Source organism: Methyloligella sp. GL2, assembly GCF_013341275.1.
In the GTDB taxonomy this organism is placed as follows: domain Bacteria; phylum Pseudomonadota; class Alphaproteobacteria; order Rhizobiales; family Methyloligellaceae; genus Methyloligella.
Map to the genome: position 1 here is coordinate 430,384 of NZ_CP054476.1, position 22,234 is coordinate 452,617.

Below are 22,234 nucleotides of genomic sequence, written 5' to 3' on the forward strand. Positions count from 1 at the left end.
AAGATGGGGCGGGAGACGGGACAGGAGACGAAGCTCGTCTCCTTGCTGAAGCTCTTGGCGCCTTGGATCGGAACGCCAATGTTGAGCGGTGCGGTCAGGCGAAGGCGGTGCTAAGGATCGCATCGAGATTTTCGACCAAAGGATCGGCCGAAGCGGCGGGGAACACCTTCGGGGTGAAGGTCCCGGTATAGAAGGCTTCGCAGACCGGCAGCAGCGCGGTCTCGCCGCTGGTCTTCAGCTCCCAGGCGGCGTGCTCGCAGAGCAGGGCATAGGAGAGGGTATCGGCCATCTTGTGCAGGAAGCTCCCGGCGGAGGCTTCCTTCGCCGCATCGTCCGCCGCTTCTAGCTGGCTCAGCGCTTCGTGCATCCCCTGCCGCAGGAATTGCAGCTGCTCCCGCTCGCGTCGCATGGTCTCTTCCGGCAGCTTCCCGTGAATCTCGTCGAGCTTGGCGATGAAGACCGCCGACCCCGGCACCTTGCCGGCGATCAGGCGTAACAGCTCCAGAGCCTGGATCTGCTCCGGCCCCTCCCAGACGGTGAGCACCACGGAATCGCGATAGAGCCGGGCGGTGGGATAATCCTCCGTGTAGCCATTGCCGCCGACGAGGCCGAGCGCCTTCTGCGCGCACCAGACCGCCTGTTCGGCGGTCTTGTATTTGGCGAGCGCCGTGGCGATGCGGGCCCAGAGCCGGGCCGCCGGGGCCTCGCTGGCCCAAGCGATATCGAAGCTTCTCGCCGCCTCGAAAGCGAGGAGGCTGCCGGCCATCCATGCCACCGCGATCTCAGCCACACGCTGGCGGATCAGAGGGCGCTCGATCAGCGGCTTGCCGAAGGTCTCGCGCGTGGCGATCCAGCCAAAAGCCTCGACCAGCGCGCGGCGCATCACCCCGGCGGCGGCCATGGCATTGTGCACGCGTGAGCAGGCCAGCGCCTCCATCATCACCCGGAGGCCATCGGGCGGGGGCGCGATCTCGAAGGCATGCGCCCCGTCGAGCTTGGCTTCGCCGGTGGCGAGGCCGCGCGTGCCGATCTTCTCCTTTAGATGGGTGATCTCGTAAGCGTTGGGGGTTTGCCAGTCGGCGTCGACATGGCTGGGGACGAGATAGAGGCCGAGCCCCTTGGCGCCCTCGGCTGCGCCTCGTTCCGCGCCTTCGGGCCGGGCCGTGGCCAGCGCTAGGCCGGAGCCAGCATTGGAGGTGAACCATTTCTGGCCGTAGAGCTTCGCGGTGCCGTCGCCTTGGGGCACGGCGCGGGTCTCGGTCTGGCCCACGTCGCTGCCGCTATGCTTCTCCGTCGCCCAGGTGCCGCCGCTCTTGGTCTGGCGGTCAGTGCGGATCAGCTCGGGCAGAAATTTCTCTCTGACCTTCTCCGGCGCATAGCGGGAGACGATCAACGCCACGGGATGGGTCATGGCGAAGGGGCAGCCGATGGAGATATCGGCTTGCGAGATCAGATACTGCGCCAGCGGCGCGTAGAGCTGCGTCGGCGCCTCGCCGAACCCGGCGGCGATGAAGCCGCGGGCATAGACCTCTTGATGGCAGGTATCGTAGCGCGGGTTGAGGAAGATCGCCCCGCGCCGCGTTCCCGGATGGGCCGGATCGACCGGCACCGCCTTCCAGACGGGGGGATGAATCCGGTCGCTATAGGCAGCCTGTGCGTCCAGCTCGCCGCCGCAGAATGCGCCGAAGGAGGCGAGCTCAGCGGCGCGCGCCTCAAGCAGCGCCGGCGCGATGCGCTTGAGGATGGATTGGGCGAAGGGGTCTGTGGTGAAGGAGTTTGGGGCTTGGGTGGTTTGAGGCGGTGGTTTTGCGCGCTCCATCCTGCTGGCTCCTTCATCGATGCGTCGCTTTCTTAACCGCGCTAAGAAGTCATATGGGATTCGGGGTCTTCATTCATCGCTCAGATTCGATTTACGAAGATAGTCCAGCTGAGCAGTACCAATTTCCAAGACAGTACCTGGGAAGGGTAGAGCCCTGTATCGGGGATTGGATCATCTATTATGAGCCCCGAAAAGTCGCTGAGACTCGTGGCTATTTTGCCGTGGCGAAAGTCGAACGCGTGGTTCCTGATCCAACGCAGGCTGGGATGTACCTCGCACTCATCGAGCCTGGCAGCTATTTGGATTTTGTGAAACCGGTACCGTTTAGCGATGAGCATGGTGTGATCGAACGCGGTGTTTTGAATCCTGACGGCCGTATTTCTGGTCGCGCCCAGTCAGCGGTTCGACCACTGTCGTCCGCTGACTTCAGTCGTATCGTCACTCGAGGGCTGAATGACGACGAATTGCTTCTCCCGCGAATTGGGGATGATAAAGCACCCTTTGGTTTCGACGAAGATCAAGCCCCCTTTGAATTTGAGGAAGCTCGAGAACGGGTGAACTATCTCTCTTCGAGGATCGTTCGCGATCGCGCTTTCCGACGCGTTGTTCTACGCGCTTATGAGGAGCGTTGCGCCATAAGTGGATTGAAGCTGATCAACGGCCGAGGACGTGCTGAAGTCGAAGCGGCGCATATTCGACCCGTCGAAGCGGATGGACCTGACATTGTTAGCAATGGACTTGCCCTATCAGGGACGGCGCATTGGATGTTCGATCGTGGGCTAATTAGCCTTTCCGACGATCATGAGATTCTCATCTCACGTCAGGTGAACGATTTCGACGGCATTCGATCCTTCATTAATCGGGGTGGGTATGCGCTAGTGCCGGCGAAACCCCATCAGAGACCGCATCCGCACTTTCTAGCCTGGCATCGAGAGCAATGCTTTAAGCATTGACTATCGTTCAATCTCGGGAACTCCCCAGCACCCTCAAAAATTCCTCCTCCTCCCCCAAGGAGATAACAGGAGGAACCCGCCATGCATCACGATACCAATGCAGCCTCAGGAAAAGCCCAGCCGTCGTTTCTGATGACCTGGCGCTATCGCCAGAGCCATCCCGCCCGCGTGCCGCAGATGGCCGGGCCGCGCTGTGAGCCAGAGCGGGAGCCGGCTTTGCGCCGCCGCCGTTGGAGCCGCCAGGCGGCGGAGAAGGCCAAGGCGCCGATCAAGGACGTGGTCGCGCATCTGAGCACGCTGGGCTAAGCCGCGCCGGCGGCTCGTGGCGCGGCGGGGCATGCTGATGTGGCCGATGGCGAACCTGCCGATGGCGACGATCCGGGCCACCACCACCGCCCTTGCGATCTACTCAGGTGCTTCCGTGAGGAAAAATCTCGCGATATGGTCTACCCGGAAGGGTTGTCCAAATGCTCCAATCGCTACTGAGTGTGTTCGGGGAGCGGAAGGCGACGCCGCCTACCGGATTTAGGATCGGCGGCGCGTCGTTCGATACCGCCGACATGGAAGTTGAGCCAAGTTCGGATGAGGTTGGCAGACTTGTCGGCGTGCGTCTGGCACTCACCTATGAAGACTCTAAAGGTGATCGCACCCGGCGATTGATCGTGGTCGAAAAGGTCTCTCGCACTGCTGCGGGAGAATACTGTCTGCAAGCGTTTTGCGAGCTCAGGCAGGCAAGACGGTCGTTTCGCGTAGACCGCATCGTCGAGATAATCGACACTCGTACCGGCGAAGTGCACGAGGAGCCTGAAGCTTTCCTCTCCGACCTACTTCTTGTGGCGAAGATGCAGCGCACCAAGAAAAGGACGCCAAGCGAGGATCCGACCTCAGTCCTGCTCCGAGAAAGCACGGAGGGGCTAACGGTTTTGCTCTATTTCGGGCATGCGGATCAGCACCTCAAGCGGCAGGAACGCAGAATTCTCTGGAGTTATCTGGATTGGCAGCAGGATAGATGCTCAATCCGCGGGCGTGTACCGAGACGATCGGTAAACTCTTGGATGGATGCCATGTTGCCGGACACATATCAGTTCTCCGACGCATTAGAGAAAGTTCTGAATAGCGAGAGGGTCCACCGCAATCATGTGCTTAGCCGCATTCCCGAAATCGTGCTGGCCGACGGCGTGGTCGACAGCGAAGAGCGAAATCGATTGCAGAGCTTGCTGGAGTTGCTTGAACAACAATTCTAAGCCATAGGCCTCGCGCCCGCGAGCAGGTGACGTCGATCACCGCCACGGCCCCATCCCCGCTTCGCCCCCACAGCCGCCTCGATCTGCTCGGCGATGTCTACGGTGCGCTCGACAATAGCGAGATGCTGTCGCTCGACCATCTGGCCTTCGATCACGACCACCCGCCTATGGCGGCTGGAGACGCAAATTCCGGCCGAGCAATGCCAAGAGCGGTCAAGCAGAGCCATGAATATCGGTGCTTTCGCAGAGCAAACCCCTTGTTTCGCAGTTGCACAATGCGGCAAGCTTCGCCTGGGGATTGGCGTTGAAACGTATCGGGGGACTTTCGGGGGATCATGGACAAGGTCAATATGCTGGTGATCGGCAGCGGGCCTGCCGGCCGGCGCGCCGCTGTGCAATCGGCAAAATTCGGCAAATCGGTTCTGGTGGTGGATCGCGGGCGCAGGCTCGGCGGGGTCTCGGTACATACCGGCACGATCCCCTCGAAAACCTTGCGCGAGACGGTGCTGAACCTCTCCGGCTGGCGCGAGCGCGGGTTCTACGGGCGTGCCTACCGGGTGAAGCAGGACATCACCGCGGTCGATCTCACCGAGCGGCTGCATAAGACCCTCGATCACGAGGTGGAGGTGCTGGAGCACCAGTTCATGCGCAACATGGTGGGCTTCGCGCTGGCCGAGGCGCGCTTCATCGATGCGCATACCGTGGAGCTGACCTCCGATGCGGACGAGGTGACCCGCGTGGCGTTCGACAAGGCGGTGATCGCGGCGGGCACCAAGCCCTATCGGCCGAGCCATGTGCCCTTCGACGGGGTCCGCGTCTTCGACAGCGACGAGATCCTGGAGATCGAGCATCTGCCGCGCTCGCTGACGGTGATCGGCGGCGGGGTGATCGGGGTGGAATACGCCACCATCTTCTCCGCCCTCGATGTGCCGGTGACGCTGGTGGAGGGGCGCGAGACCATCCTCGATTTCATCGACAAGGAGGTGGTGGCCGATTTCGTGCACCAGATGCGCGACCGCGGCATGGTGGTGCGGCTCGGCGCGGCGGTGAAGGAGATCGCGACGAGCGACCGGGGCGTCTCCGTCACGCTGGAGGACGGGCGCAAGGTCTCCACCGAATATCTGCTGTTCGCGGCCGGGCGGGCGGGCAGCGTCGGCAGCCTCAATCTGGAGGCGGTGGGCTTGCAGGCCGATAAGCGCGGGCGGCTGAAGGTCGATGCGGAGACCTTCCAGACCGAGGTGCCGAATATCTATGCCGCCGGCGACATCATCGGCTTTCCGAGCCTTGCCTCCACCTCCATGGAGCAGGGGCGCCTAGCGGCCTGCCACGCGTTCGATATGCCGGCCCCGCCGCCGCCGGAGGCCTTCCCTTACGGCATCTATGCGGTGCCGGAGATCTCCACCGTCGGTCAGTCGGAGGAAGAGGTGCGCGAGAGCGGCGTGGCCTACGAATGCGGCGTCGCCCGCTTCCGGGAGACCTCGCGCGGCCACATCATGGGGGTGAATTCCGGCTTCCTGAAGCTGATCTTCGCGCTGGATAGCCGCCGGCTGCTCGGCGCGCATATCATCGGCGAGGGGGCGACCGAGCTGATCCATATCGGCCAGGCGGTGATCAACCTAAAAGGCACGGTGGATTTCTTCGTTGAGAACACCTTCAACTACCCAACTCTCGCCGAGGCCTACAAGATTGCCGGGCTCGATGCCTGGAACCGCATGGGCCAGCCGGAGACGGTTCCGGCGGAGGCTTGAGTCTTAGCTGAAGCGTTGGAGACAATTGCGCGGAATATCAGAACTACCTTCGGGCGGTCCCGGGGGCCTATCTATCCTCTCCAAGTGGCAATGTTTCATAGGCGTCGAGATGCCAATCGCCTTGGTAGTTTTTCACAAGACCGTCCTGCGGAAGGTCCATGTCACCTATTGCGGCTACCTGTCCTAAGCATCGGCTAAGGTGCCCCCTCAATAGTTCCAGCGCGTCAAAATACGCCTGTCGTATATCGGGCGGTCGGTGGAATTCACCGAAGCGACGGTGCGCTGGCGCTTCGTCGGGCCTGTTCAACAGTTCTTCGTAGGTGAGAAATTGGCGGATGCCCAAAGTCATGGCGTCAACAAGCAGGTAGAGCGAACCGTTCTGCAAATCCGATAATTCAACCTGCGTATCTACCAAGATTGCGCGTATTTCACGTAGGGACGCCAGGGAATTGTCAATGCAGTCATCGCAGCATTCCCAAGCGGAGAGCACGCGCCTGTCAGCAAGCCGGATCACAAGTTTACGGGCGGCTTGCCGTTCTTTGTCCTTCGGGCTAACGGCAATACTCACAAACGGCAGGTTTAGCGTGACGTCGCCAACATGCCTAGCGCACTGCTGACGCGCGCGGTTCAGCAGGTCAATCATGTCAAAACGAAATGGGATTTTGCCGGTTCTCATAGAATACATTTACAGCAGATTGCGCCCTCCAACAGCTGACGAAGTTCTTTAGTAGATTGGCACCATCACAGGAGGCAGGTAGGCAGTCTATTCGACAAAGCGCTATTCTCTTCGCGGGCTGCACTCTAGAGACGCGCTCCCTCCGAAAACAAATTCTCTGCCATGAAGTCGACGAAGACGCGGAGCTTGGGCGAGAGGTGGCGGCTCGAGGGCCAGAGGATGCGGAACGTGCCGCCATGGCGCACGAATTTTTCCAGCACGCTGACCAGCGCGCCTTGGGAGATCGCGTCGCGCACGGCGAAGTCCGGCAGGCAGGCGATGCCGAGCCCGGCTTTGGCCATGTCGAGCAAAGGCTCGATGGTGTTGGAGATGGCGGCGGCGGGAATCTCGGCGGTGTGTGCTCCGCTTGTCTCGCCAAGTTCGTCGCCAAGCGGCCAGTCCTCCAGCTTGCCGGTGCTGGGATAGCGGTGGCGCAGGCAGCGATGGGTGGCGAGATCGGCTGGAGTTTTCGGCGTGCCATGCTCGGCGAAATAGGCGGGCGCGCCGACGAGCTTGTAGCGGAATGCGCCGAGCTTGCGCGTCATCAGCCGTGAATCGCTGACCTCGCCGGTGCGGATCACCGCGTCGAAACCTTCCTCGATCACGTCGGTCAGCCGGTCGGTGAAGTCGAGGTCGAGCTGGATCGCCGGCCATTCCCGCATGAAGGCGATGAGGGTCGGCATCAGCAGCATGCCGACCAGCGGCAGGCTCACCCGCAGCACACCGCGCGGCTCGGCGCGGGTCTTTGAGAGTTCCAGCTCGGCCGCCTCGATCTCGCAGAAGATGCGGCGGCAGCGTTCCAGAAACAGGCTGCCTTCGGGGGTGAGGGTGACGGCGCGGGTCGAGCGGTGAAACAGCCGCACGCCGAGGCGCTGCTCCAGCCGCGCGATCGCCTTGCCGACGGCCGAGGAGGAGATACCGAGCTGCCGCCCCGCAGCGGTGAAGCTGCGGGTTTCCGCCGCCTGGACGAAGACATTGAGGGCGCCGAGGTTCTCCATCGTTAAGCGCCATGATAACGGACAGTTATGTCCGAAGTCACCGGAATTAAAGCCTATTTCTCTCAGGCAGCCGGGATGGCAGGTCTGGGGCCGGAGCAATGCCGAAACGAGGAATCTTATGTCTTCAGCTTCCCAAGCCGCATTTTCCGCGGCTCCTACACCCTGCGCGTCCGACCGGCTACCCTGGCTCAGCCTGGCGGCGTTGGCCTTGGCGGCCTTCATCACGATTTTGACCGAGGCGCTGCCGGCGGGCCTCCTGCCGCAGATCGCCGGTGGCTTGGGCGTCTCGGAAGCGGCGGCCGGGCAGCTGGTGACGCTCTACGCGGTGGGCTCGCTGCTGGCGGCGATCCCGCTGACCACCCTGACCCAAGGGGTGCGCCGCCGCCCGCTGCTTCTGACGGCGATTGTCGGCTTCCTCTTCGCCAATACGGTCACCGCCGTCTCGGGCAGCTACGGGCTGACCCTGGTCGCGCGCTTCTTTGCCGGCGTTTCCGCCGGGCTGCTCTGGGCGCTGGTCGCCGGCTATGCGGCGCGCATGGCGCCGGAGCATCTCAAGGGGCGAGCAATCGCGGTGGCCATGGTCGGAACGCCGCTGGCGCTATCCTTCGGCGTGCCGGCGGGCACGTTTCTCGGCGCCGCCATCGGCTGGCGTGCCTGCTTCGGTTTGATGAGCGGGCTGACGGTCATTCTGATCGCCTGGGTGCTGGCGGCGGTGCCGGATTTTGCCGGGCAATCCGTGGGCGAGCGGAGGTCGCTGAAAAGCGTCTTCACCCGGCCCGGCATCCGGCCGGTGCTGTTCGTCACGCTCGGCTTCGTCCTCGCCCACAACATTCTCTACACCTATATCGCGCCGTTTCTGGCCGCGGCGGGCATGGCGGCGCGGACCGATCTGGTGCTGCTCGTGTTCGGTGTCGCCTCGCTGTTCAGCATTTGGATCGTCGGGGTGCTGATCGACCGGCGGCTGCGCGAGCTGACCCTAATCAGCACCGTGCTGTTCGGCCTTTCGGCGGCTGCGTTATGGATCTGGGGCGATGTGCCGGCGGTGGTCTATGGGGCTGTCGGCGTCTGGGGGCTCGCCTTCGGCGGCTGTGCGACGCTGTTTCAGACCGCGAGCGCCAAGACGGCGGGTCCGGCGGCGGATCTTGCCCAGGCCATGCTGGTGACGGTCTGGAACACGGCGATCGCCGTCGCCGGCGTCATCGGCGGAGTGCTGCTTGCGCGATTCGGTGTCGGCGCCTTTGCGCCCAGCCTTCTGATCCTGCTCGTCGCGACCTTGGTGATGACGCTGATCTCACACCAGCACGGCTTTCCGCGTCAGCATCCGGGCTGATCGAGGCTGCGGACGGGACGCTCAAGGTCACCAAGACGCCGAACGGCTCGAACCCGCTCGCGACCGCCCGCGCGCCTAGCGCCGCCGTCCGGACTTCGCCCCAGATCGCTCCGGATGGCGGTGCAAGCGGGTGAGGCGCTGCGTTGCGTTCGCGGGTCGCCAAGCTGCGCCACGGCTCACGGCCGGCGCCCAACCCGAACACCCCCTCATGACCTAAGTCGTCACCGAAGATTGCATTGCTTGCAAGCATATGGACTGCGTGGAAGTCTGCCCCGTGGACTGCTTCTACGAAGGCGAGAACATGCTCGTCATCCATCCGGATGAATGTATCAGCTGCGGCGTTTGCGTGTATGAATGCCCCGTCTCGGCCATCCTTCTTGCAAGCGATCCGAAAGCGGCAGGCTGGGACGATTTCAACCTGAAATACGCGGAAATGTGGCCGAACATCACCCAGCAGGGAACGCCGCCGGCCAATGCCAAGGAGATGCAAGGCGTGCCTGACAAGTTACGGACGTCGTTCTCGGAGAAACCCGGGGCCGGATCATGACGGAGACGTCCAAGAGCAAGACTGGATCTGACACCAAGTCCCCGGCGGATTTCCGCCTGGATTCGGAATTCCAGACCCACGCCGATCCCAACGATTTCAAAGATGCTATGGCCTCGCTGGCGGCGACGGCCTGCATCGTCACGGCCAAAGCCTCAGATGTCCGGCTGGGGCGGACGGTGACGGCGGTGTTTTCGCTCGCCGCATCGCCGCCCTCGATCCTGGTTTCGGTCAAGGCGGGGAGCCATCTGGCCGATGCGATTCGACAGGTGGGCGGCTTCTCCATCGCCACCCTGTCGGAAGCACAGCACGACCTCGCCGATGCTTTCGCCGGTGGGCTTCCGGCCGAAAAGCGGTTCGATATGGGGGAGTGGGAGGAATGGCCCTCCGGCCATCCGCGTCTTCGCGGCGCGGTTTCGGCAATGGATTGCGCGCTTATCGGTACGGCGGATACCGGCGATCACCTGCTGTTTGCCGGCGGCGTCGTTGCGATCGATTCGGCGCATCACCGCAAACCGCTGATCTGGCACCAACGGGCTTATAGCCGCGTGTCGCCGCATGGCGCACCGGATGCGGCGTCTAGGTAGAGACGCAGACGGCCCTATGGTCGACGATCCGAACGCTCAGTTCCAAACCCTTGTTCTTGCGCCTGCCGCCCGGAGCGGCCGGCCCGTTGTGGAGGCTTGTTAAGCCATGGTGCACTTCGTCTATTGGGCCTTCGCCTTCTTCTTCCTGGTCGGCAGCGTCGTCAATTTGCGGCCCAACGAACCGATCCGGACCAACTATGCCCGCTGGGGCTATCCGACCTGGTTCCCGAGCCTCACCGGCTGCCTCGAGCTGCTCACAGCCTGTCTTCTGGTTTTCCCGCAGACCCGCTTCGAGGGTACGGTGCTGGGCGCCGCCATCATGCTTGCCGCGGCTGCCACGGTGATCTGGAACAAGGAGTATTGGCACGCCTTGCCGCCGGTCGGCGTGCTGGCCGGTCTGGCGCTGGTCACCGGCTTCGCGGCGATGGCTTAAGCGCTGGCGTAAATCGCCAGGCTTGCTTTGCGCCTTCACGCGGCGACCGTTTGCGGCACGGGCGGGGCGAAGCGAAGTCCGATGGCGATGCGGTTCCAGGCGTTGATGGTGCCGACCGTCACCGTCAGCAAGGTCGCGTCGCCCTCGCCGAATTGTTCGCGCAGGTGCGCCCATTCGGCCTCGGGAGTACCCTCGCCGTTCAGCCGAGTCAGCAGCTCCGCCCAGCGCAAGGCGGCCCGTTCGCGAGCCGAGAAGGTGCCGGCGTCGCGCCAAGCCGGGAGCAGGCCGAGCTTGGTCTCTTCGAGCCCCAGCCTGCGTGCGATGTTCAGGTGAAGCTGGATGCAGAAGGCGCAAGCGTTCATCTGCGACACGCGCAGCTTGACGAGTTCGGTCAGCTCCTTCTCCAGCCCGCCGTTATCGACGGTCTTGCCGAGGGCGATCAGCGCATCGTGAGCGTCCGGCTGGGATGTTCTGAAAGCCTCATAGCTCAGTCGGCTGGCTTCGTCGGGCATGGGATGGTCTCTCCGTGTCGTACGCGATAATATAAGAATACGAACAACATATAAGAGTTCTTATATTATGGGCAAGGCTCGTTCCGCAAGCCGCCGCTCCCTTCCCGCTGCGGGGACGGGAAAGCGCGGCGAAGACGGCTATATCGGCTATCTGCTCCGGCAGGCGGCGAATGCGTATGAGACGCATCTTGCGCGCACGCTGGCCGATCTCGATGTGACGCCGCCGCAATTTTCGGTGATGACGATGATCGCCGCCTATCCGGGACTTTCCAATGCCGACATCGCCCGGCTGACATTTCTGACCCCCCAGACGGTGGGCGTCATCGTCGGCAATCTCATCAAATCCGGCGCTGTCCAGAAGCAACCGCATGCGGTGCACGGCCGCATTCAGCAGCTTACGCTGACCGAGAGCGGACGAAGCCTCCTATCGACGGCCAAGAGGCGGGTCGGCGCCGTCGAGAAGGAGCTCGTCGACGGGGTTTCCGCCGACGAGGAGCGGGGGCTGAGACGATGGCTCGCGGGGCTCTCAGTGAAGCTGTCGGAGCGATAGGCTTCGGCGGTTGCGGGTTCAGCGAATGCCGGCGACGGGCAGCGATAACGGCTTTGCAGGTCCGCCGGACCACGGGCCGCCGGCCGAACACATCTTGTTGCCCGAAGGCCGACAATTGCTCGCGTCTTTCGGGGCAGGGTGTTGCGGGAAATTGCGCCGCTATCGCCGAGCCCGGCCCGCCGGGCGAACGCGCCCTTCAATGCCAACTGACGATCCGGCTATGGCGGAAAATAGTCCGTTTCGCACTTGCCTCACTCTTACGCGAAAAATGGAGGGTTCGAGCGCTAAGGTGTGCGGGGCGGGGGGCTGAGACTGCCCGACCGAGAACGACGAAACAGAGAATTGCGCCTACGCTATAGCGCTCCTGCTGGGCTTTTCTTCATTCACTAGTTGGCAAGAGTATTCCCATTTCGGCGAGCTTCAGCACCAGCGCTTCCCGAGATATGATTGTATCATACCGCCATTCCAGTAGGCGTACCTTGTTCGCGCCCAAGAGTAGTCGCTTTCGTTCATCGCGAAGCTGAACGTTTTTGAGGCCTTCCTCGCCACCGAACATTGCAACCGGTTCATAGTGCTGCTGCCCCTGATACTCGACTGCCAAGTCTATCTCAGGGACGTATATGTCTATTGACTGGCGGCCAAGGAACCATGGACGCCATTGGTGCTTGGCGTTTGGCCAAACTGCCCGGATAAGGTCGAGGAGGGCGAGTTCGGAAACCCAGCCGCTCGCACCAATCTCCGGTATAGATCGATCACGCCGGAATGCATCCTCCGCCAGCACCATATGCCCGGCGAGCATTCTCTCAATGTTGTTAAAGCCGACATCAATATTAACGGCGAATATGCGACCGCGAGGCGCAGAAGAGTTGGTGAACTGAGCCTGATACGCTCGGTATGCCTGCCAGTCTGACGCTGGAGGTTGCACCGGGATCATTTCTTGACCGTAGCCCGGGTCGTATCGAGTGAGTTTTGAGAGATCGGGTGGATCGTCTTGGAGTTCCTGATCCAAGTAGCCTATGAACGTGTCGAACTCCTCAAGCAGGCGGCCGGAGATCAGCGACGCCGCTGCATGCTTGCGAGCGATCAACCTGACATCGTCGGCGCGAACCTCCCGATCCGTCAAGAATTTCAGATATATGACCTCGTCCAAAAGCGCTTCACGATCACCCCCCGGGATGGCGTCAACGAGATCCATCGCATCGAAGAGCCGGTTCGTTTCGGTCAAGTCTAGAACTTGTTGCCACTTGGAATCCGGGTCCCATGGGCCCCCGCTTTCTAGGTCCGGAAGGTCTTCCGGAAGCCCCTCGCCATCGACGCTCCGGAACTGATCGCCCAAAGCACGTGCCTGCCAGCTATATCCGCGCGCCCGGCTATTATCCCGCCAGACCCTTTCAAGAGGAGTTGCCGTATTGCTGGGCGGCTGGTCGCTTTTGCGCTCCGCATCGAAGCCGGACTTTGCCGGATCACCGAACAGGCCTTCTCCAATAGTCTCTACCAGCCGCTCGAATAGTCTGACATCATCTTGCGAAGTTCCAACCGAAACGAGAACACGGCCGGTTCCGGAGGTCTGGCGCGAAAGGAAGGCGGAGTACGCGGCTAACTCAATAGCGCGCTTCCGCCTAGCCCCGGGGCCTTCAAGAAAATGAAGCCTGTGAGTGACGCTATCCGGAAACATGGGATACACAAGCCGGACTGAGGCAAATGCTTTCTGGGCTCGTTTCTTTGGCGGCGGCTCGGGGCCATATTGATCCAGCAGATCTCTGCACAGCGAAGAGAAGGAAGCGAAGTGGATTGCAGCGCTACTTCCCGGCTTTCGTTTGGCTGCCAAGGTCGTGTAGAGCTTCTGCCACTTCGATAGGCGCGCCCGATAGAACTCTCGGCTCATTCGGTTCGTGAGCGAAAGCTCGTGGAGTTTAGCTTTCCTGCGGAATTCGTTGAGGCCTACTTGACCTTTGTTGACTGGCGGAGGCTCTAGGTGCATGCGTTTTCAGGGATCAGTTCAGGAACGAAGTCTGCATTACCTCCTCAGAGATGTCGATTAGATAAGGGCTGGGAGCGCCAGCTGTACAAGCGCGGTTAGCGCGCCCCATCGGAGCCATGAGCGAAGCGAATTGGCGTGAGATCGACGATGGCGGAGAGGGTGCGAACGCGGAACCAGTCGGGTGACTGCCCACCGGCCGGTCAGGCCGCCCCGCGGAGCCGTCGAACGAAGTGAGATTGGCGTGAGCGAAATAATGGCGGAGAGGGAGGGATTCGAACCCTCGGTACGCTTGCGCGCACAACGGTTTTCGAGACCGCCCCGTTCGACCACTCCGGCACCTCTCCGCGGGGCCTTGATTTGCAGGCCGTATCCCGGTCGCTCGTGGGAGCCGCCTTGTAGCGCCCCTTATGGCGTCCGGCAAGGTGGGCTTTGCCGCTTGGACGCGGAATTTCCGCCGTCATGCCGAAGGTGCACGAAAAGCAAATGGTCTAAGTGGGTTCTATTCCGCTTTGGAGGCGGTTAGATCTTTCGGAAGAAGTTGCCATTTGCCTCGCTTCGTCGGAATAAGCCTCTGTATGGAAACTTCGTGCGGATCCCTTAGCTCAGAGGGCTCGAAGGTTTCTCTGACCCCACTTTTAGCTCCTTCTTCAAGTTTACGAACTCGGTCTAATAAGTATGCTGATAGCGGGCCCTCTGGGGGTGACGCTCTTGGTGGCTCGACAGGATGCCCCAACGTCTTCCACAAACGAGTGGTCAGAAACAGGTCATCGTTCGGAGGCCGTGCGGCGACATGAAAAAGCCCTTGTGCTAGTTCGTTACCCGGCAACTTACTGTAGTAAGCGTCAAGAGCCTTGAGATCGTCCTTCAGCTCCTGGCCGCCAATGAATAATTGCTCAGGCTGAAGAAACAGGGGACTGACGCGTCGATGGAGCTTGTCGTTTGAAACAAATATTTGCGCGAACGGGAGATAGTATAAATATGACAAATCAATTTTGTTGCTCGCGCGCGAAGGTGAGATAAGCTTTTTATCTACGGTAATGTGAAAGAATACATCAACGAGCAGGCAATGCGCCATGTAGGGGGCATATTCTTCTACCGGTTGATATTGTCGCTTCCAACGCTCCTGAATTTGAGCGAAATATTCATGCGGCAATCCCAAGAGCGCGTATGCCGTCTTAAGGGTGAGAGCCTGCTGCCCCTTTCCGTGCACGACTTCTTTTGCGAGAGCATATGCGTCTTCAAGATTTTTTGGCTCGGCGTTAATTCTCAGCGCCGATTTTGCCAGTTTGGCTAGAGCTGCATGATCAGTGGACTTGAGCTGGGCGCGCCACTGGCTAGCAAATTCGTGTTCAAGTTGCAGAAACTCGCGCCTCTGCCAGCGGCCAAATGCCTTGGCTTCCGCGCTCTCTTGGTAGAATACCCCGACCCTACCTTCTCTGCGTACCGGAGTGCCTTGAGCCAAGACAGGGGCACCACGCATTTCAATGGGACTTCCAAAGAGCTCAAGTAGGCAAAGTGATGTATGGATGACGTTGGGGTAGGCCCGCATCACCGGAGTCTTTGCCGCGAGATCGGAAACGACCTTCTCGCAAGTCCTTTTGCCGGGGTTCTCTAGTTTTAGGTCCGCCAGCACCTCCACGTAATACATGGGGCAAATGTTCGCCGTGAACAGCGCGTCAAAGAGCGCCGACTCATCAACGTTGAGCATCTCTATGAACGATTTGTCGAAGAGAGTAATTGGTCCCATTGGCTCTTGGAGCGGAAATTACCATTCGCGGTGTCATCAATATAGGTAGACCAGAAGTTGCATTCTAGGCTCCGAGCCCACCTTTAGAAAGAAGAGCGCGTTTGAGAACGTTGACTTCTGGCGCTTCCCCTCTATATTGCGCGCAAATCCGGCCGCCGGCGTGTCCGCCGGGCGGTCTTTTTGCGCTCCGAAGCGATGCGCGGAAGGCTTAAGCCGGAATTGGCACTCAATCGCTAGATCGAAGCGAGATAAAGACATGTTCGCGGTCATTCGCACAGGCGGCAAGCAATATCGTGTTGCGCCGAACGACATTATCGAGATCGAGCGCATTGCCGGCGAGCCCGGCGATACGGTCGAGCTGGGCGAGGTTCTGATGCTGGGCGGGGATAAGCCGGAAGTCGGCAGTCCGCTGGTCTCCGGCGTCACTGTTGCGGCCGAGCTGGTCGAGCATACCCGCGCCGACAAGGTTCGCATCTTCAAGAAGAAGCGGCGCTCCAATTATCGCCGCACCGGCGGCCATCGCCAGCTTCTGACGGCGCTCAAGATCACCGAGATCCTGATCGGCGGCAAGAAGCCGTCGAAGACCGCGGCCAAGAAGGCCGATACGGCGGCGACCAAGACCGAGGCCAAGAAGACCGAGGCTGAGGCCAAGCCCGCGGCAAAGCCGGCCGCCAAGAAGGCCGAGGCCGAAGCGAAGCCTGCAGCGGAGAAAAAGGCTCCGGCGAAAAAAGCGCCGGCCAAAGAGGCCAAGCCCGCTGCCGCGAAGACCGAGACCAAGACCGCCGCCGCAAAGAAGCCGGCTGCGAAGAAGCCCGCCGCGAAAAAGTCGGAAGACTAGAAGCGCGCATCCGAATAGAGGATCTGAACCATGGCACATAAGAAAGCAGGCGGTTCGTCCCGTAACGGCCGCGATTCGGAAGGCAAGCGCCTCGGCCTGAAGAAGGCCGGCGGCCAGCATGTGATTCCGGGCAACATCATCATCCGCCAGCGCGGCACCAAGTGGCACCCGGGCGACGGTGTCGGCATGGGCAAGGACTACACGATCTTCGCCAAGGTCGAAGGCGTGGTGGAATTTCAGCGCAAGGCGCAGGACCGCGTCTTCGTTTCGGTGAAGCCGAGCTAGACGCCGGCCCGCCCATATGGCGCGGCCGTCTGACGGGCCGCGCCGAGACGTCTTGCCCCGGCCAGCGGCCTTTTCCTTGGGGTCGAGACGAGATGATCATCCAGACAAAACGATTGAGCTTGCGGCCGCTCCGTATGGAGGATGCGCCGCGCTTGCGCATGCTGGCCGGCGACTATCGCGTCGCCCGGATGACCGGCACGATCCCCTATCCCTATAGCGAGGAGCAGGCCGGGCGCTGGATCGGCGATGTGCTGGCCGGCGAGGAAGGCGTGGTCTTTGCCATCGAGGAGCAGGGCCGGCTGATCGGCTGTGCCGGCTACCGTCCCCACGATGTCCATCACGGCGAAATCGGCTATTGGATCGGCAAGCCATTCTGGGGCTTGGGCTATGCCACCGAGGCGGTCGGTGCGCTGATCGCTCACGGGTTCGAACAGGACGGCTTCGACTATTTCCTCGGCGGCCATTACGACGACAATCCCGCCTCGGGGCGCGTGCTGGAGAAGCTCGGCTTCGTGCGCAATGGCGAGGAGGTGCGCTATTGCGAGGCGCGGGGTCTGGAGCAACGCACGCTACTTTACCGGCTCACCCGGGAAAGCGTTTTTAAGCAAGCGGTGTGATAAGCCTGTTCGCAACAGCCACCGCTTAGGTCAAAACCGATGAAATTTCTCGATCAAGCCAAGGTCTATATCCTGTCCGGTGCGGGCGGGAATGGCTGCGTTTCGTTCCGGCGCGAGAAGTTCATCGAGTTCGGCGGACCCGATGGCGGCGATGGCGGGCGCGGCGGCGATGTGATCGCCGAATGCGTGGCCAATCTCAACACGCTGATCGACTTCCGCTACCAGCAGCATTTCAAGGCCAAGCGCGGCGGTCACGGCATGGGCAAGCAGCGCACCGGGGCGAAAGGCGCCGATAAGGTGCTGAAAGTGCCGCCGGGCACGCAGATCTTGGCCGAAGACAAAGAGACGCTGATCGCCGACCTGACCGAGCCGGGCGAGCGGGTGGTGCTGGCCCGCGGCGGTAATGGCGGCTTCGGCAATCTGCATTTTAAATCTTCCACCAACCAGGCGCCGCGGCGGGCCAATGAAGGCCAGCCGGGGGAGGAGATGACGATCTGGCTGCGGCTGAAGCTGATCGCCAATGCCGGGCTGGTGGGGCTGCCCAATGCGGGCAAGTCGACCTTCCTTGCCGCGGTCTCCGCCGCCAAGCCGAAGATCGCTGCCTATCCCTTCACCACGCTCTATCCCAATCTCGGCGTGGTGCGCCGGGGCGGGAGGGATTTCGTGTTGGCCGATATTCCCGGGCTGATCGAAGGCGCCCATGAGGGCGCCGGGATCGGCGACCGGTTCCTCGGCCATATCGAGCGCTGTGCGGTGCTGTTGCATCTGGTCGACGGCACGCAGGAGGATCCGGCCGCGGCCTACGAGACGGTGCGCGAAGAGCTTCTGGCCTATGAGGAGGCGCTCTCCGAAAAGCAGGAGATCGTGGCGCTTTCCAAGATCGACGCCGTGCCGGAGGAGGAGCGGGCCGAGAAGGCGGCAGCGCTTCGGAAAGTGTGCGGCAAGCAGCCGATGCTGCTCTCCGCCGTGACCGGCGAAGGGGTGGACGCGGCGCTGCATGCGGTGATGGATGCGATCGGCACTTATGAAGCGGAAGAGGCGGAGGAGATGCCGTCGGAAGGCTGGCGGCCGTGAGTGAGCTGAAGCAAATGAGCGCGGTCCGGGCCGAATGGCGCGATGCCCGCCGCATCGTGGTGAAGATCGGCTCCTCGCTGCTGGTGGACCGGGAGCGGGGCCAGCTGAAAGCCGAATGGCTGGAATCGCTTTGCGACGATATCGCCGCGCTGCATCGCCATGGCCGCGAGGTGATCTTGGTGTCCTCCGGCGCCATCGGGCTCGGCCGGCACGTGCTGAAGCTGCCCAAGGGCCCCTTGAAGCTGGAAGAGAGCCAGGCCTGCGCCGCCGTGGGGCAGATCGGTCTGGCGCATGCCTACGAGTCGAAATTCGCCGCCCGGGGGCTGGTCGCGGCGCAGGTGTTGTTGACCCTGGACGATACGGAGCTCCGCCGCCGCTATCTCAATGCACGCAACACCATGGATACGCTTCTGAAGCTTCGGGCCGTTCCGGTGGTGAACGAGAACGACACGGTGGCGACCAGCGAGATCCGTTATGGCGACAACGACCGGCTGGCGGCGCGGGTCGCCTCGATGATGAGCGCCGATTGCCTGGTGCTGCTGTCCGATATCGACGGGTTCTATACCGCGCCGCCCGGCAGCGATGCGTCCGCCAAGCGGCTGGACGAGGTGCGCGATATCACGCCGGAAATCGAGGCGATGGCCGGCGATGTCGGCTCGGAGCTCTCCAAGGGCGGCATGGTGACCAAGATCGTTGCCGGCAAGATCGCCACCGCCGCCGGCACCCATATGGCGATTGCCTCAGGCAAGCGGCTGAACCCTCTGCGCGCTCTGGCGGAAGGGGTGGGCGGCACCTGGTTCGTCGCCCATGGCGATCCGGTGACGGCGCGCAAGCGCTGGATCTCCGGTTCGCTGGAGCCGAAAGGCGCGCTGATCGTGGATGAGGGCGCCGAACTTGCGCTCGGCTCGGGCAAGAGCCTGTTGCCGGCCGGCGTGGTCAAGGTGGAAGGCCGGTTCGAGCGGGGCGATGCGGTGGCGATCAAGAGCAGCGCCGGCGTCGAGCTTGGGCGGGGGCTGGCGGCCTATGACCGGGTGCATGCGGCGCAAATAGCGGGTCGCAAGAGCAGTGAAATCGAGGGCATTCTCGGCTACCGTGGCCGCTCCGAGCTGGTGCACCGGGACGACATGGCGTTGAAGCGTAAGGGCGAGTGAGCAATGGACGCGGTGAAGCAAATGGAAGCGAAGCAGTCGGACGGGCAGAGCCTGGATTCGCTGATGGCGCGGATCGGCGCGGATGCGCGGGCCTCGGGCCACGAGCTGGCGCTGGCATCGACAGAGGCGAAGAACGCCGCGCTGCTGGCCATGGCGGATGCGATCCTGGACACCGCGCCGGCGATCCTCGCCGCCAACGCGCAAGAGGTCGAGGCCGGCAAGGAAAAGGGGCTGGCGCCCTCGTTCATCGACCGGCTGACCGTCACCGATGCGCGGATCGCCGGTATGGCGCAGGGCTTGCGCGAGATCGCCGCGCTGCCCGATCCGGTCGGTCAGGTGACGGCCGATTGGGACCGGCCCAACGGGCTCAATATCGCCCGGGTGCGGGTGCCGCTCGGGGTGATCGGCATCATCTATGAGAGCCGGCCCAATGTGACGGCGGATGCCGGTGGGCTGTGCCTCAAATCCGGCAATGCGGTGATCCTTCGCGGCGGCAGCGATGCACTTGCCACCTCCACTGCCGTTCACCGGGCGCTTGTCGCCGGGCTCGAGGCGGCCGGGCTGCCCAAGGCGGCGATCCAGCTGGTTCCGACCACGGATCGCGCCGCAGTGGGGATGATGCTCACCGGGCTGAACGGCAATATCGACGTGATCGTGCCCCGCGGCGGCAAGGGGTTGGTGCAGCGGGTGCAGGACGAGGCGCGGGTGCCGGTCTTCGCCCATCTGGAAGGCGTCTGCCACGTCTATGTGGAGAAGTCGGCCGATCTGGAGATGGCAAAGGCCATCGTGCTGAACGCCAAGATGCGGCGCACCGGGATTTGCGGCGCAGCCGAGACGGTGCTGGTCGATGAGGCGGCGGCTCCCACCCATCTAAAGCCGCTGATCGAGACGCTGATCGATGCGGGCTGCGAGATCCGGGGCGATGAGGCGGTGCAAGAGGCCGATTCCCGGGTGAAGCCGGCGAGCGAAGAAGACTGGGCGACGGAATACCTCGCGCCCATCGTCACCATGGGCGTGGTGGCCGACGAAGCGGCAGCAATCGCCCATATCGCCCGCTACGGCTCGCACCATACCGACAGCATCGTCGCCGAGAATGCGAAGGCGGCGGAGCGGTTCCTGCGCGAGGTGGATTCGGCCATCGTGCTGCATAACGCCTCGACGCAATTCGCCGATGGCGGCCAGTTCGGCATGGGGGCGGAGATCGGCATCGCCACCGGGCGCTTCCATGCGCGCGGGCCCGTCGGGCTGGAGCAATTGACGACATTCAAATATGTCGTCCGCGGAAACGGCCAGACCCGGCCGTGATTTCGACGGCCAGGCCGCCCCTGGCGACGCCCGGCATGCGGATCGGGCTGCTTGGGGGCTCGTTCAACCCGGCCCATGCGGCGCATCGCAATATCAGCCTTGCGGCGCTGAAGCGGCTAGGGCTGGATGAGGTGTGGTGGCTGGTCAGCCCCGGAAATCCGCTGAAATCGGTGCCGGCGCCCTCCTCGGAGGAGCGCGCGGCGGCGGCCCGCAAGGTGGCCCGCCATCCTCGCATCAAGGTCACCGATTTCGAGAAGGGGCGCGGCTCGGCCTATACGGTCGACACGATCCGCTATTTGCAGCACCGCTACCCCGAGACCCGCTTCGTCTGGCTGATGGGGGCGGATAATCTTGCCGATTTCCACCGCTGGCGGGATTGGCAGCGGCTGTTCCAGATGGTGCCCATCGCCGTTTTCGACCGGCCGGGCTACCGGCTGAAGGCGCAAGCCGGCAAGGCGGCGCAGTATTTCGCCAAATTCCGTGTGGATCAGTCCGATGCGGCGGGGCTGGCAAGCCTTCCTGCGCCGGCCTGGACCACGCTGACTTTGCCGCTTTCGGAGCTTTCCTCCACGCAATTGCGGGAAAATGGCGGCTAAATCGGCGGTTTTCTTCGTTTTCCCGCACCGGTTGCGATTGCCTGAGAGGCCTATTGAAAGCACCCCGCCCCCTATATTATTCTATAGGTGTTCGTGGCGAAGTCTCGATTGTTGGGAGTTCGAACTCCGCGTAGGGGTTTCGCGAATAGGGTCAATGGAAAAAGGATACCCACCGCAAAATGCGCTCATCCAGTGAGGGTACCGAACATGGTGCTCCTCCCGCCGGACTTGCGTCGGTAAACGCCGGTCCGTCGCATTTGCCCGACCCGGCTCATCTCCTCAGCCTGGTGCTGAAGGTCCTTGATGACGCCAAAGCCGAAAATGTCGTCACTATCGATCTGAAGGGAAAGACCTCGATCGGCGATCACATGATCGTCGCCTCGGGCCGGTCCCAGCGGCATGTCGGCGCGGTTGCAGATCAGCTCGTCAAAGCCTTGAAGGATGCCGGATTCGGTCGTGCCCGAGTCGAAGGCATGCCCCAATGCGATTGGGTGCTGATCGATACGGGGGATGTTGTTGTCCACATCTTCAGGCCAGAAGTACGTGAGTTCTATAATCTGGAAAAGATGTGGTCCGCGGATCGACCGATCGAACGCCTGGCGGTCTAGCCGTCTAGGGCGTTTTCTGTTTGGGGCGGTCGCCCCATGATGCGGCTTCTCGTTGCTGCCGTCGGCAAGCTGAAGCAGGGGCCGGAGCGTCAGCTCTGTGCCGCCTATCTGGAGCGTGCCGAGGCAGCGGGACGCGGGCTGGGCTTTGGCCCGGTCGCCCAGATCGAGCTGTCGGAAAGCCGGCAGCAGACCGCTGAGAGCCGCAAAGCCGCCGAGGCGGCAAGCCTTCTGGAAAAGATACCGACGGGCGAGACGCTGATTTGCCTCGACCCGAAGGGGAAGACGCTGAGCAGCGAGGCTTTCGCGCAGCAACTTGCCGATTGGCGCGATGGCGGGGCTACGGGCGCGGCCTTCGTCATCGGCGGGGCGGATGGGCTCGGCCTCCCGATCCTGGAGAAAGCCGATCTGACGCTGTCCCTGGGCAAGATGACCTTGCCGCACGGGCTTGCCCGTATCGTGCTGGCCGAGCAGCTCTACCGGGCCATCACCATCCTCGCCGGCCATCCCTATCATCGCGGATGAGGGCTAAAGCCCTCCGTATGCTTAAGAAATGTTAACCAGGGCGCCTTGATTCTGCCTCAACGCTTCGCTGTGGTCGC

24 protein-coding genes and 1 tRNA gene are annotated in these 22,234 nt (G+C 62.4%); 18 read left to right on the forward strand and 7 right to left on the reverse strand.

What is annotated here, in order from left to right:
- Positions 1–94: 94 nt before the first annotated feature.
- Positions 95–1,819, reverse strand: a complete 1,725-nt coding sequence (locus HT051_RS02050; RefSeq protein WP_174540496.1) for an acyl-CoA dehydrogenase family protein — start codon at positions 1,817–1,819, stop codon at positions 95–97.
- A 53-nt stretch (positions 1,820–1,872) separates the two neighbouring features.
- Between HT051_RS02050 and HT051_RS02055 the strand changes: the two genes are divergently transcribed.
- The 4 genes from HT051_RS02055 to sthA all read left to right on the forward strand — a co-directional run bounded on the left by HT051_RS02055 (position 1,873) and on the right by sthA (position 5,764).
- Complete coding sequence (locus HT051_RS02055; RefSeq protein WP_174540497.1) at positions 1,873–2,772, forward strand: HNH endonuclease; 900 nt, start codon at positions 1,873–1,875, stop codon at positions 2,770–2,772.
- 81 nt (positions 2,773–2,853) lie between these two features.
- Entirely contained in the window at positions 2,854–3,078 is a 225-nt protein-coding gene (locus HT051_RS02060) for a hypothetical protein (protein WP_174540498.1), read from the forward strand.
- 161 nt (positions 3,079–3,239) lie between these two features.
- On the forward strand, positions 3,240–4,016 hold the full coding sequence (locus tag HT051_RS02065) for a WYL domain-containing protein (RefSeq protein ID WP_174540499.1): 777 nt from the start codon (positions 3,240–3,242) through the stop codon (positions 4,014–4,016).
- Between the two features lie 335 nt (positions 4,017–4,351).
- Positions 4,352–5,764, forward strand: coding sequence for a Si-specific NAD(P)(+) transhydrogenase (gene sthA, locus HT051_RS02070; RefSeq protein WP_174540500.1), 1,413 nt, complete (start codon positions 4,352–4,354; stop codon positions 5,762–5,764).
- A gap of 67 nt (positions 5,765–5,831) precedes the next feature.
- Here sthA and HT051_RS02075 read toward each other — a convergent pair whose 3' ends face one another.
- Positions 5,832–6,440 carry a hypothetical protein gene (locus HT051_RS02075; RefSeq protein WP_174540501.1) on the reverse strand — a complete coding sequence of 203 codons (609 nt, stop codon included), beginning with the start codon at positions 6,438–6,440 and terminating at the stop codon, positions 5,832–5,834.
- 125 nt (positions 6,441–6,565) lie between these two features.
- The gene (locus tag HT051_RS02080; RefSeq protein WP_174540502.1) at positions 6,566–7,477 is read right to left on the reverse strand and encodes a LysR family transcriptional regulator; all 912 of its coding nucleotides are present in this window, start codon (positions 7,475–7,477) and stop codon (positions 6,566–6,568) included.
- A gap of 208 nt (positions 7,478–7,685) precedes the next feature.
- Between HT051_RS02080 and HT051_RS02085 the strand changes: the two genes are divergently transcribed.
- From HT051_RS02085 to HT051_RS02100, 4 genes are all read left to right on the forward strand, one after another.
- Complete coding sequence (locus tag HT051_RS02085; protein ID WP_256396013.1) at positions 7,686–8,807, forward strand: MFS transporter; 1,122 nt, start codon at positions 7,686–7,688, stop codon at positions 8,805–8,807.
- Positions 8,808–9,057: 250 nt separating this feature from the next.
- Positions 9,058–9,354, forward strand: a complete 297-nt coding sequence (locus HT051_RS02090) for a ferredoxin family protein (protein WP_246810145.1) — start codon at positions 9,058–9,060, stop codon at positions 9,352–9,354.
- The gene (locus HT051_RS02095; protein WP_174540504.1) at positions 9,351–9,938 is read left to right on the forward strand and encodes a flavin reductase family protein; all 588 of its coding nucleotides are present in this window, start codon (positions 9,351–9,353) and stop codon (positions 9,936–9,938) included. Before HT051_RS02090 ends, HT051_RS02095 begins: the two co-directional genes overlap by 4 nt.
- A 106-nt stretch (positions 9,939–10,044) precedes the next feature.
- Positions 10,045–10,371, forward strand: coding sequence for a DoxX family protein (locus tag HT051_RS02100; protein WP_174540505.1), 327 nt, complete (start codon positions 10,045–10,047; stop codon positions 10,369–10,371).
- Positions 10,372–10,406: 35 nt separating this feature from the next.
- On the opposite strand, the gene HT051_RS02105 is transcribed toward HT051_RS02100, so the two are convergent.
- Complete coding sequence (locus HT051_RS02105) at positions 10,407–10,883, reverse strand: carboxymuconolactone decarboxylase family protein (RefSeq protein WP_174540506.1); 477 nt, start codon at positions 10,881–10,883, stop codon at positions 10,407–10,409.
- 67 nt (positions 10,884–10,950) lie between these two features.
- Between HT051_RS02105 and HT051_RS02110 the strand changes: the two genes are divergently transcribed.
- A complete protein-coding gene (locus HT051_RS02110) occupies positions 10,951–11,433 on the forward strand; it encodes a MarR family winged helix-turn-helix transcriptional regulator (protein WP_174540507.1) in 483 nt (160 codons plus the stop codon).
- A gap of 379 nt (positions 11,434–11,812) precedes the next feature.
- Here the strand turns inward: HT051_RS02110 and HT051_RS02115 are convergent, their stop codons facing one another.
- The 3 genes from HT051_RS02115 to HT051_RS02125 all read right to left on the reverse strand — a co-directional run bounded on the left by HT051_RS02115 (position 11,813) and on the right by HT051_RS02125 (position 15,122).
- Complete coding sequence (locus tag HT051_RS02115) at positions 11,813–13,318, reverse strand: hypothetical protein (protein WP_174540508.1); 1,506 nt, start codon at positions 13,316–13,318, stop codon at positions 11,813–11,815.
- A 350-nt stretch (positions 13,319–13,668) separates the two neighbouring features.
- Positions 13,669–13,758: transfer RNA gene (locus tag HT051_RS02120), tRNA-Ser, on the reverse strand.
- 155 nt (positions 13,759–13,913) lie between these two features.
- Complete coding sequence (locus HT051_RS02125) at positions 13,914–15,122, reverse strand: hypothetical protein (RefSeq protein WP_208454358.1); 1,209 nt, start codon at positions 15,120–15,122, stop codon at positions 13,914–13,916.
- A 295-nt stretch (positions 15,123–15,417) separates the two neighbouring features.
- Here HT051_RS02125 and rplU point away from each other — a divergent pair, with 295 nt between their 5' ends.
- The 9 genes from rplU to rlmH all read left to right on the forward strand — a co-directional run bounded on the left by rplU (position 15,418) and on the right by rlmH (position 22,157).
- Positions 15,418–15,999: a 50S ribosomal protein L21 gene (rplU, locus tag HT051_RS02130; protein ID WP_174540510.1), complete on the forward strand. Its 582-nt coding sequence runs from the start codon at positions 15,418–15,420 to the stop codon at positions 15,997–15,999.
- 30 nt (positions 16,000–16,029) lie between these two features.
- A complete protein-coding gene (rpmA, locus tag HT051_RS02135) occupies positions 16,030–16,284 on the forward strand; it encodes a 50S ribosomal protein L27 (protein ID WP_174540511.1) in 255 nt (84 codons plus the stop codon).
- A gap of 92 nt (positions 16,285–16,376) precedes the next feature.
- Positions 16,377–16,901, forward strand: coding sequence for a GNAT family N-acetyltransferase (locus HT051_RS02140; protein WP_174540512.1), 525 nt, complete (start codon positions 16,377–16,379; stop codon positions 16,899–16,901).
- Positions 16,902–16,940: 39 nt separating this feature from the next.
- Positions 16,941–17,975: a GTPase ObgE gene (obgE, locus tag HT051_RS02145; protein WP_174540513.1), complete on the forward strand. Its 1,035-nt coding sequence runs from the start codon at positions 16,941–16,943 to the stop codon at positions 17,973–17,975.
- 14 nt (positions 17,976–17,989) lie between these two features.
- Positions 17,990–19,126 carry a glutamate 5-kinase gene (gene proB, locus HT051_RS02150; protein WP_174542818.1) on the forward strand — a complete coding sequence of 379 codons (1,137 nt, stop codon included), beginning with the start codon at positions 17,990–17,992 and terminating at the stop codon, positions 19,124–19,126.
- Between the two features lie 12 nt (positions 19,127–19,138).
- Complete coding sequence (locus HT051_RS02155; protein WP_371740620.1) at positions 19,139–20,431, forward strand: glutamate-5-semialdehyde dehydrogenase; 1,293 nt, start codon at positions 19,139–19,141, stop codon at positions 20,429–20,431.
- Positions 20,432–20,466: 35 nt separating this feature from the next.
- Positions 20,467–21,027 carry a nicotinate-nucleotide adenylyltransferase gene (locus HT051_RS02160; RefSeq protein WP_174540514.1) on the forward strand — a complete coding sequence of 187 codons (561 nt, stop codon included), beginning with the start codon at positions 20,467–20,469 and terminating at the stop codon, positions 21,025–21,027.
- A 179-nt stretch (positions 21,028–21,206) separates the two neighbouring features.
- Positions 21,207–21,635, forward strand: a complete 429-nt coding sequence (rsfS, locus tag HT051_RS02165; RefSeq protein ID WP_174540515.1) for a ribosome silencing factor — start codon at positions 21,207–21,209, stop codon at positions 21,633–21,635.
- Between the two features lie 39 nt (positions 21,636–21,674).
- Positions 21,675–22,157, forward strand: coding sequence for a 23S rRNA (pseudouridine(1915)-N(3))-methyltransferase RlmH (gene rlmH, locus HT051_RS02170; RefSeq protein ID WP_174542820.1), 483 nt, complete (start codon positions 21,675–21,677; stop codon positions 22,155–22,157).
- Positions 22,158–22,234 lie beyond the last annotated feature (77 nt).

Excerpts from the sequence above, each read along its gene's own strand:
- HT051_RS02050 (WP_174540496.1), bottom strand. The coding sequence starts at position 1,819 with ATGGAGCGCGCAAAACCACCGCCTCAAACCACCCAAGCCCCAAACTCC.
- HT051_RS02055 (WP_174540497.1), top strand. The coding sequence starts at position 1,873 with ATGGGATTCGGGGTCTTCATTCATCGCTCAGATTCGATTTACGAAGAT.
- HT051_RS02060 (WP_174540498.1), top strand. The coding sequence starts at position 2,854 with ATGCATCACGATACCAATGCAGCCTCAGGAAAAGCCCAGCCGTCGTTT.
- HT051_RS02065 (WP_174540499.1), top strand. The coding sequence starts at position 3,240 with ATGCTCCAATCGCTACTGAGTGTGTTCGGGGAGCGGAAGGCGACGCCG.
- sthA (WP_174540500.1), top strand. The coding sequence starts at position 4,352 with ATGGACAAGGTCAATATGCTGGTGATCGGCAGCGGGCCTGCCGGCCGG.
- HT051_RS02075 (WP_174540501.1), bottom strand. The coding sequence starts at position 6,440 with ATGAGAACCGGCAAAATCCCATTTCGTTTTGACATGATTGACCTGCTG.
- HT051_RS02080 (WP_174540502.1), bottom strand. The coding sequence starts at position 7,477 with ATGGAGAACCTCGGCGCCCTCAATGTCTTCGTCCAGGCGGCGGAAACC.
- HT051_RS02090 (WP_246810145.1), top strand. The coding sequence starts at position 9,058 with ATGGACTGCGTGGAAGTCTGCCCCGTGGACTGCTTCTACGAAGGCGAG.
- HT051_RS02095 (WP_174540504.1), top strand. The coding sequence starts at position 9,351 with ATGACGGAGACGTCCAAGAGCAAGACTGGATCTGACACCAAGTCCCCG.
- HT051_RS02100 (WP_174540505.1), top strand. The coding sequence starts at position 10,045 with ATGGTGCACTTCGTCTATTGGGCCTTCGCCTTCTTCTTCCTGGTCGGC.
- HT051_RS02105 (WP_174540506.1), bottom strand. The coding sequence starts at position 10,883 with ATGCCCGACGAAGCCAGCCGACTGAGCTATGAGGCTTTCAGAACATCC.
- HT051_RS02110 (WP_174540507.1), top strand. The coding sequence starts at position 10,951 with ATGGGCAAGGCTCGTTCCGCAAGCCGCCGCTCCCTTCCCGCTGCGGGG.
- HT051_RS02115 (WP_174540508.1), bottom strand. The coding sequence starts at position 13,318 with ATGAGCCGAGAGTTCTATCGGGCGCGCCTATCGAAGTGGCAGAAGCTC.
- HT051_RS02125 (WP_208454358.1), bottom strand. The coding sequence starts at position 15,122 with ATGCTCAACGTTGATGAGTCGGCGCTCTTTGACGCGCTGTTCACGGCG.
- rplU (WP_174540510.1), top strand. The coding sequence starts at position 15,418 with ATGTTCGCGGTCATTCGCACAGGCGGCAAGCAATATCGTGTTGCGCCG.
- rpmA (WP_174540511.1), top strand. The coding sequence starts at position 16,030 with ATGGCACATAAGAAAGCAGGCGGTTCGTCCCGTAACGGCCGCGATTCG.
- HT051_RS02140 (WP_174540512.1), top strand. The coding sequence starts at position 16,377 with ATGATCATCCAGACAAAACGATTGAGCTTGCGGCCGCTCCGTATGGAG.
- obgE (WP_174540513.1), top strand. The coding sequence starts at position 16,941 with ATGAAATTTCTCGATCAAGCCAAGGTCTATATCCTGTCCGGTGCGGGC.
- proB (WP_174542818.1), top strand. The coding sequence starts at position 17,990 with ATGAGCGCGGTCCGGGCCGAATGGCGCGATGCCCGCCGCATCGTGGTG.
- HT051_RS02160 (WP_174540514.1), top strand. The coding sequence starts at position 20,467 with ATGCGGATCGGGCTGCTTGGGGGCTCGTTCAACCCGGCCCATGCGGCG.
- rsfS (WP_174540515.1), top strand. The coding sequence starts at position 21,207 with ATGCGCTCATCCAGTGAGGGTACCGAACATGGTGCTCCTCCCGCCGGA.
- rlmH (WP_174542820.1), top strand. The coding sequence starts at position 21,675 with ATGCGGCTTCTCGTTGCTGCCGTCGGCAAGCTGAAGCAGGGGCCGGAG.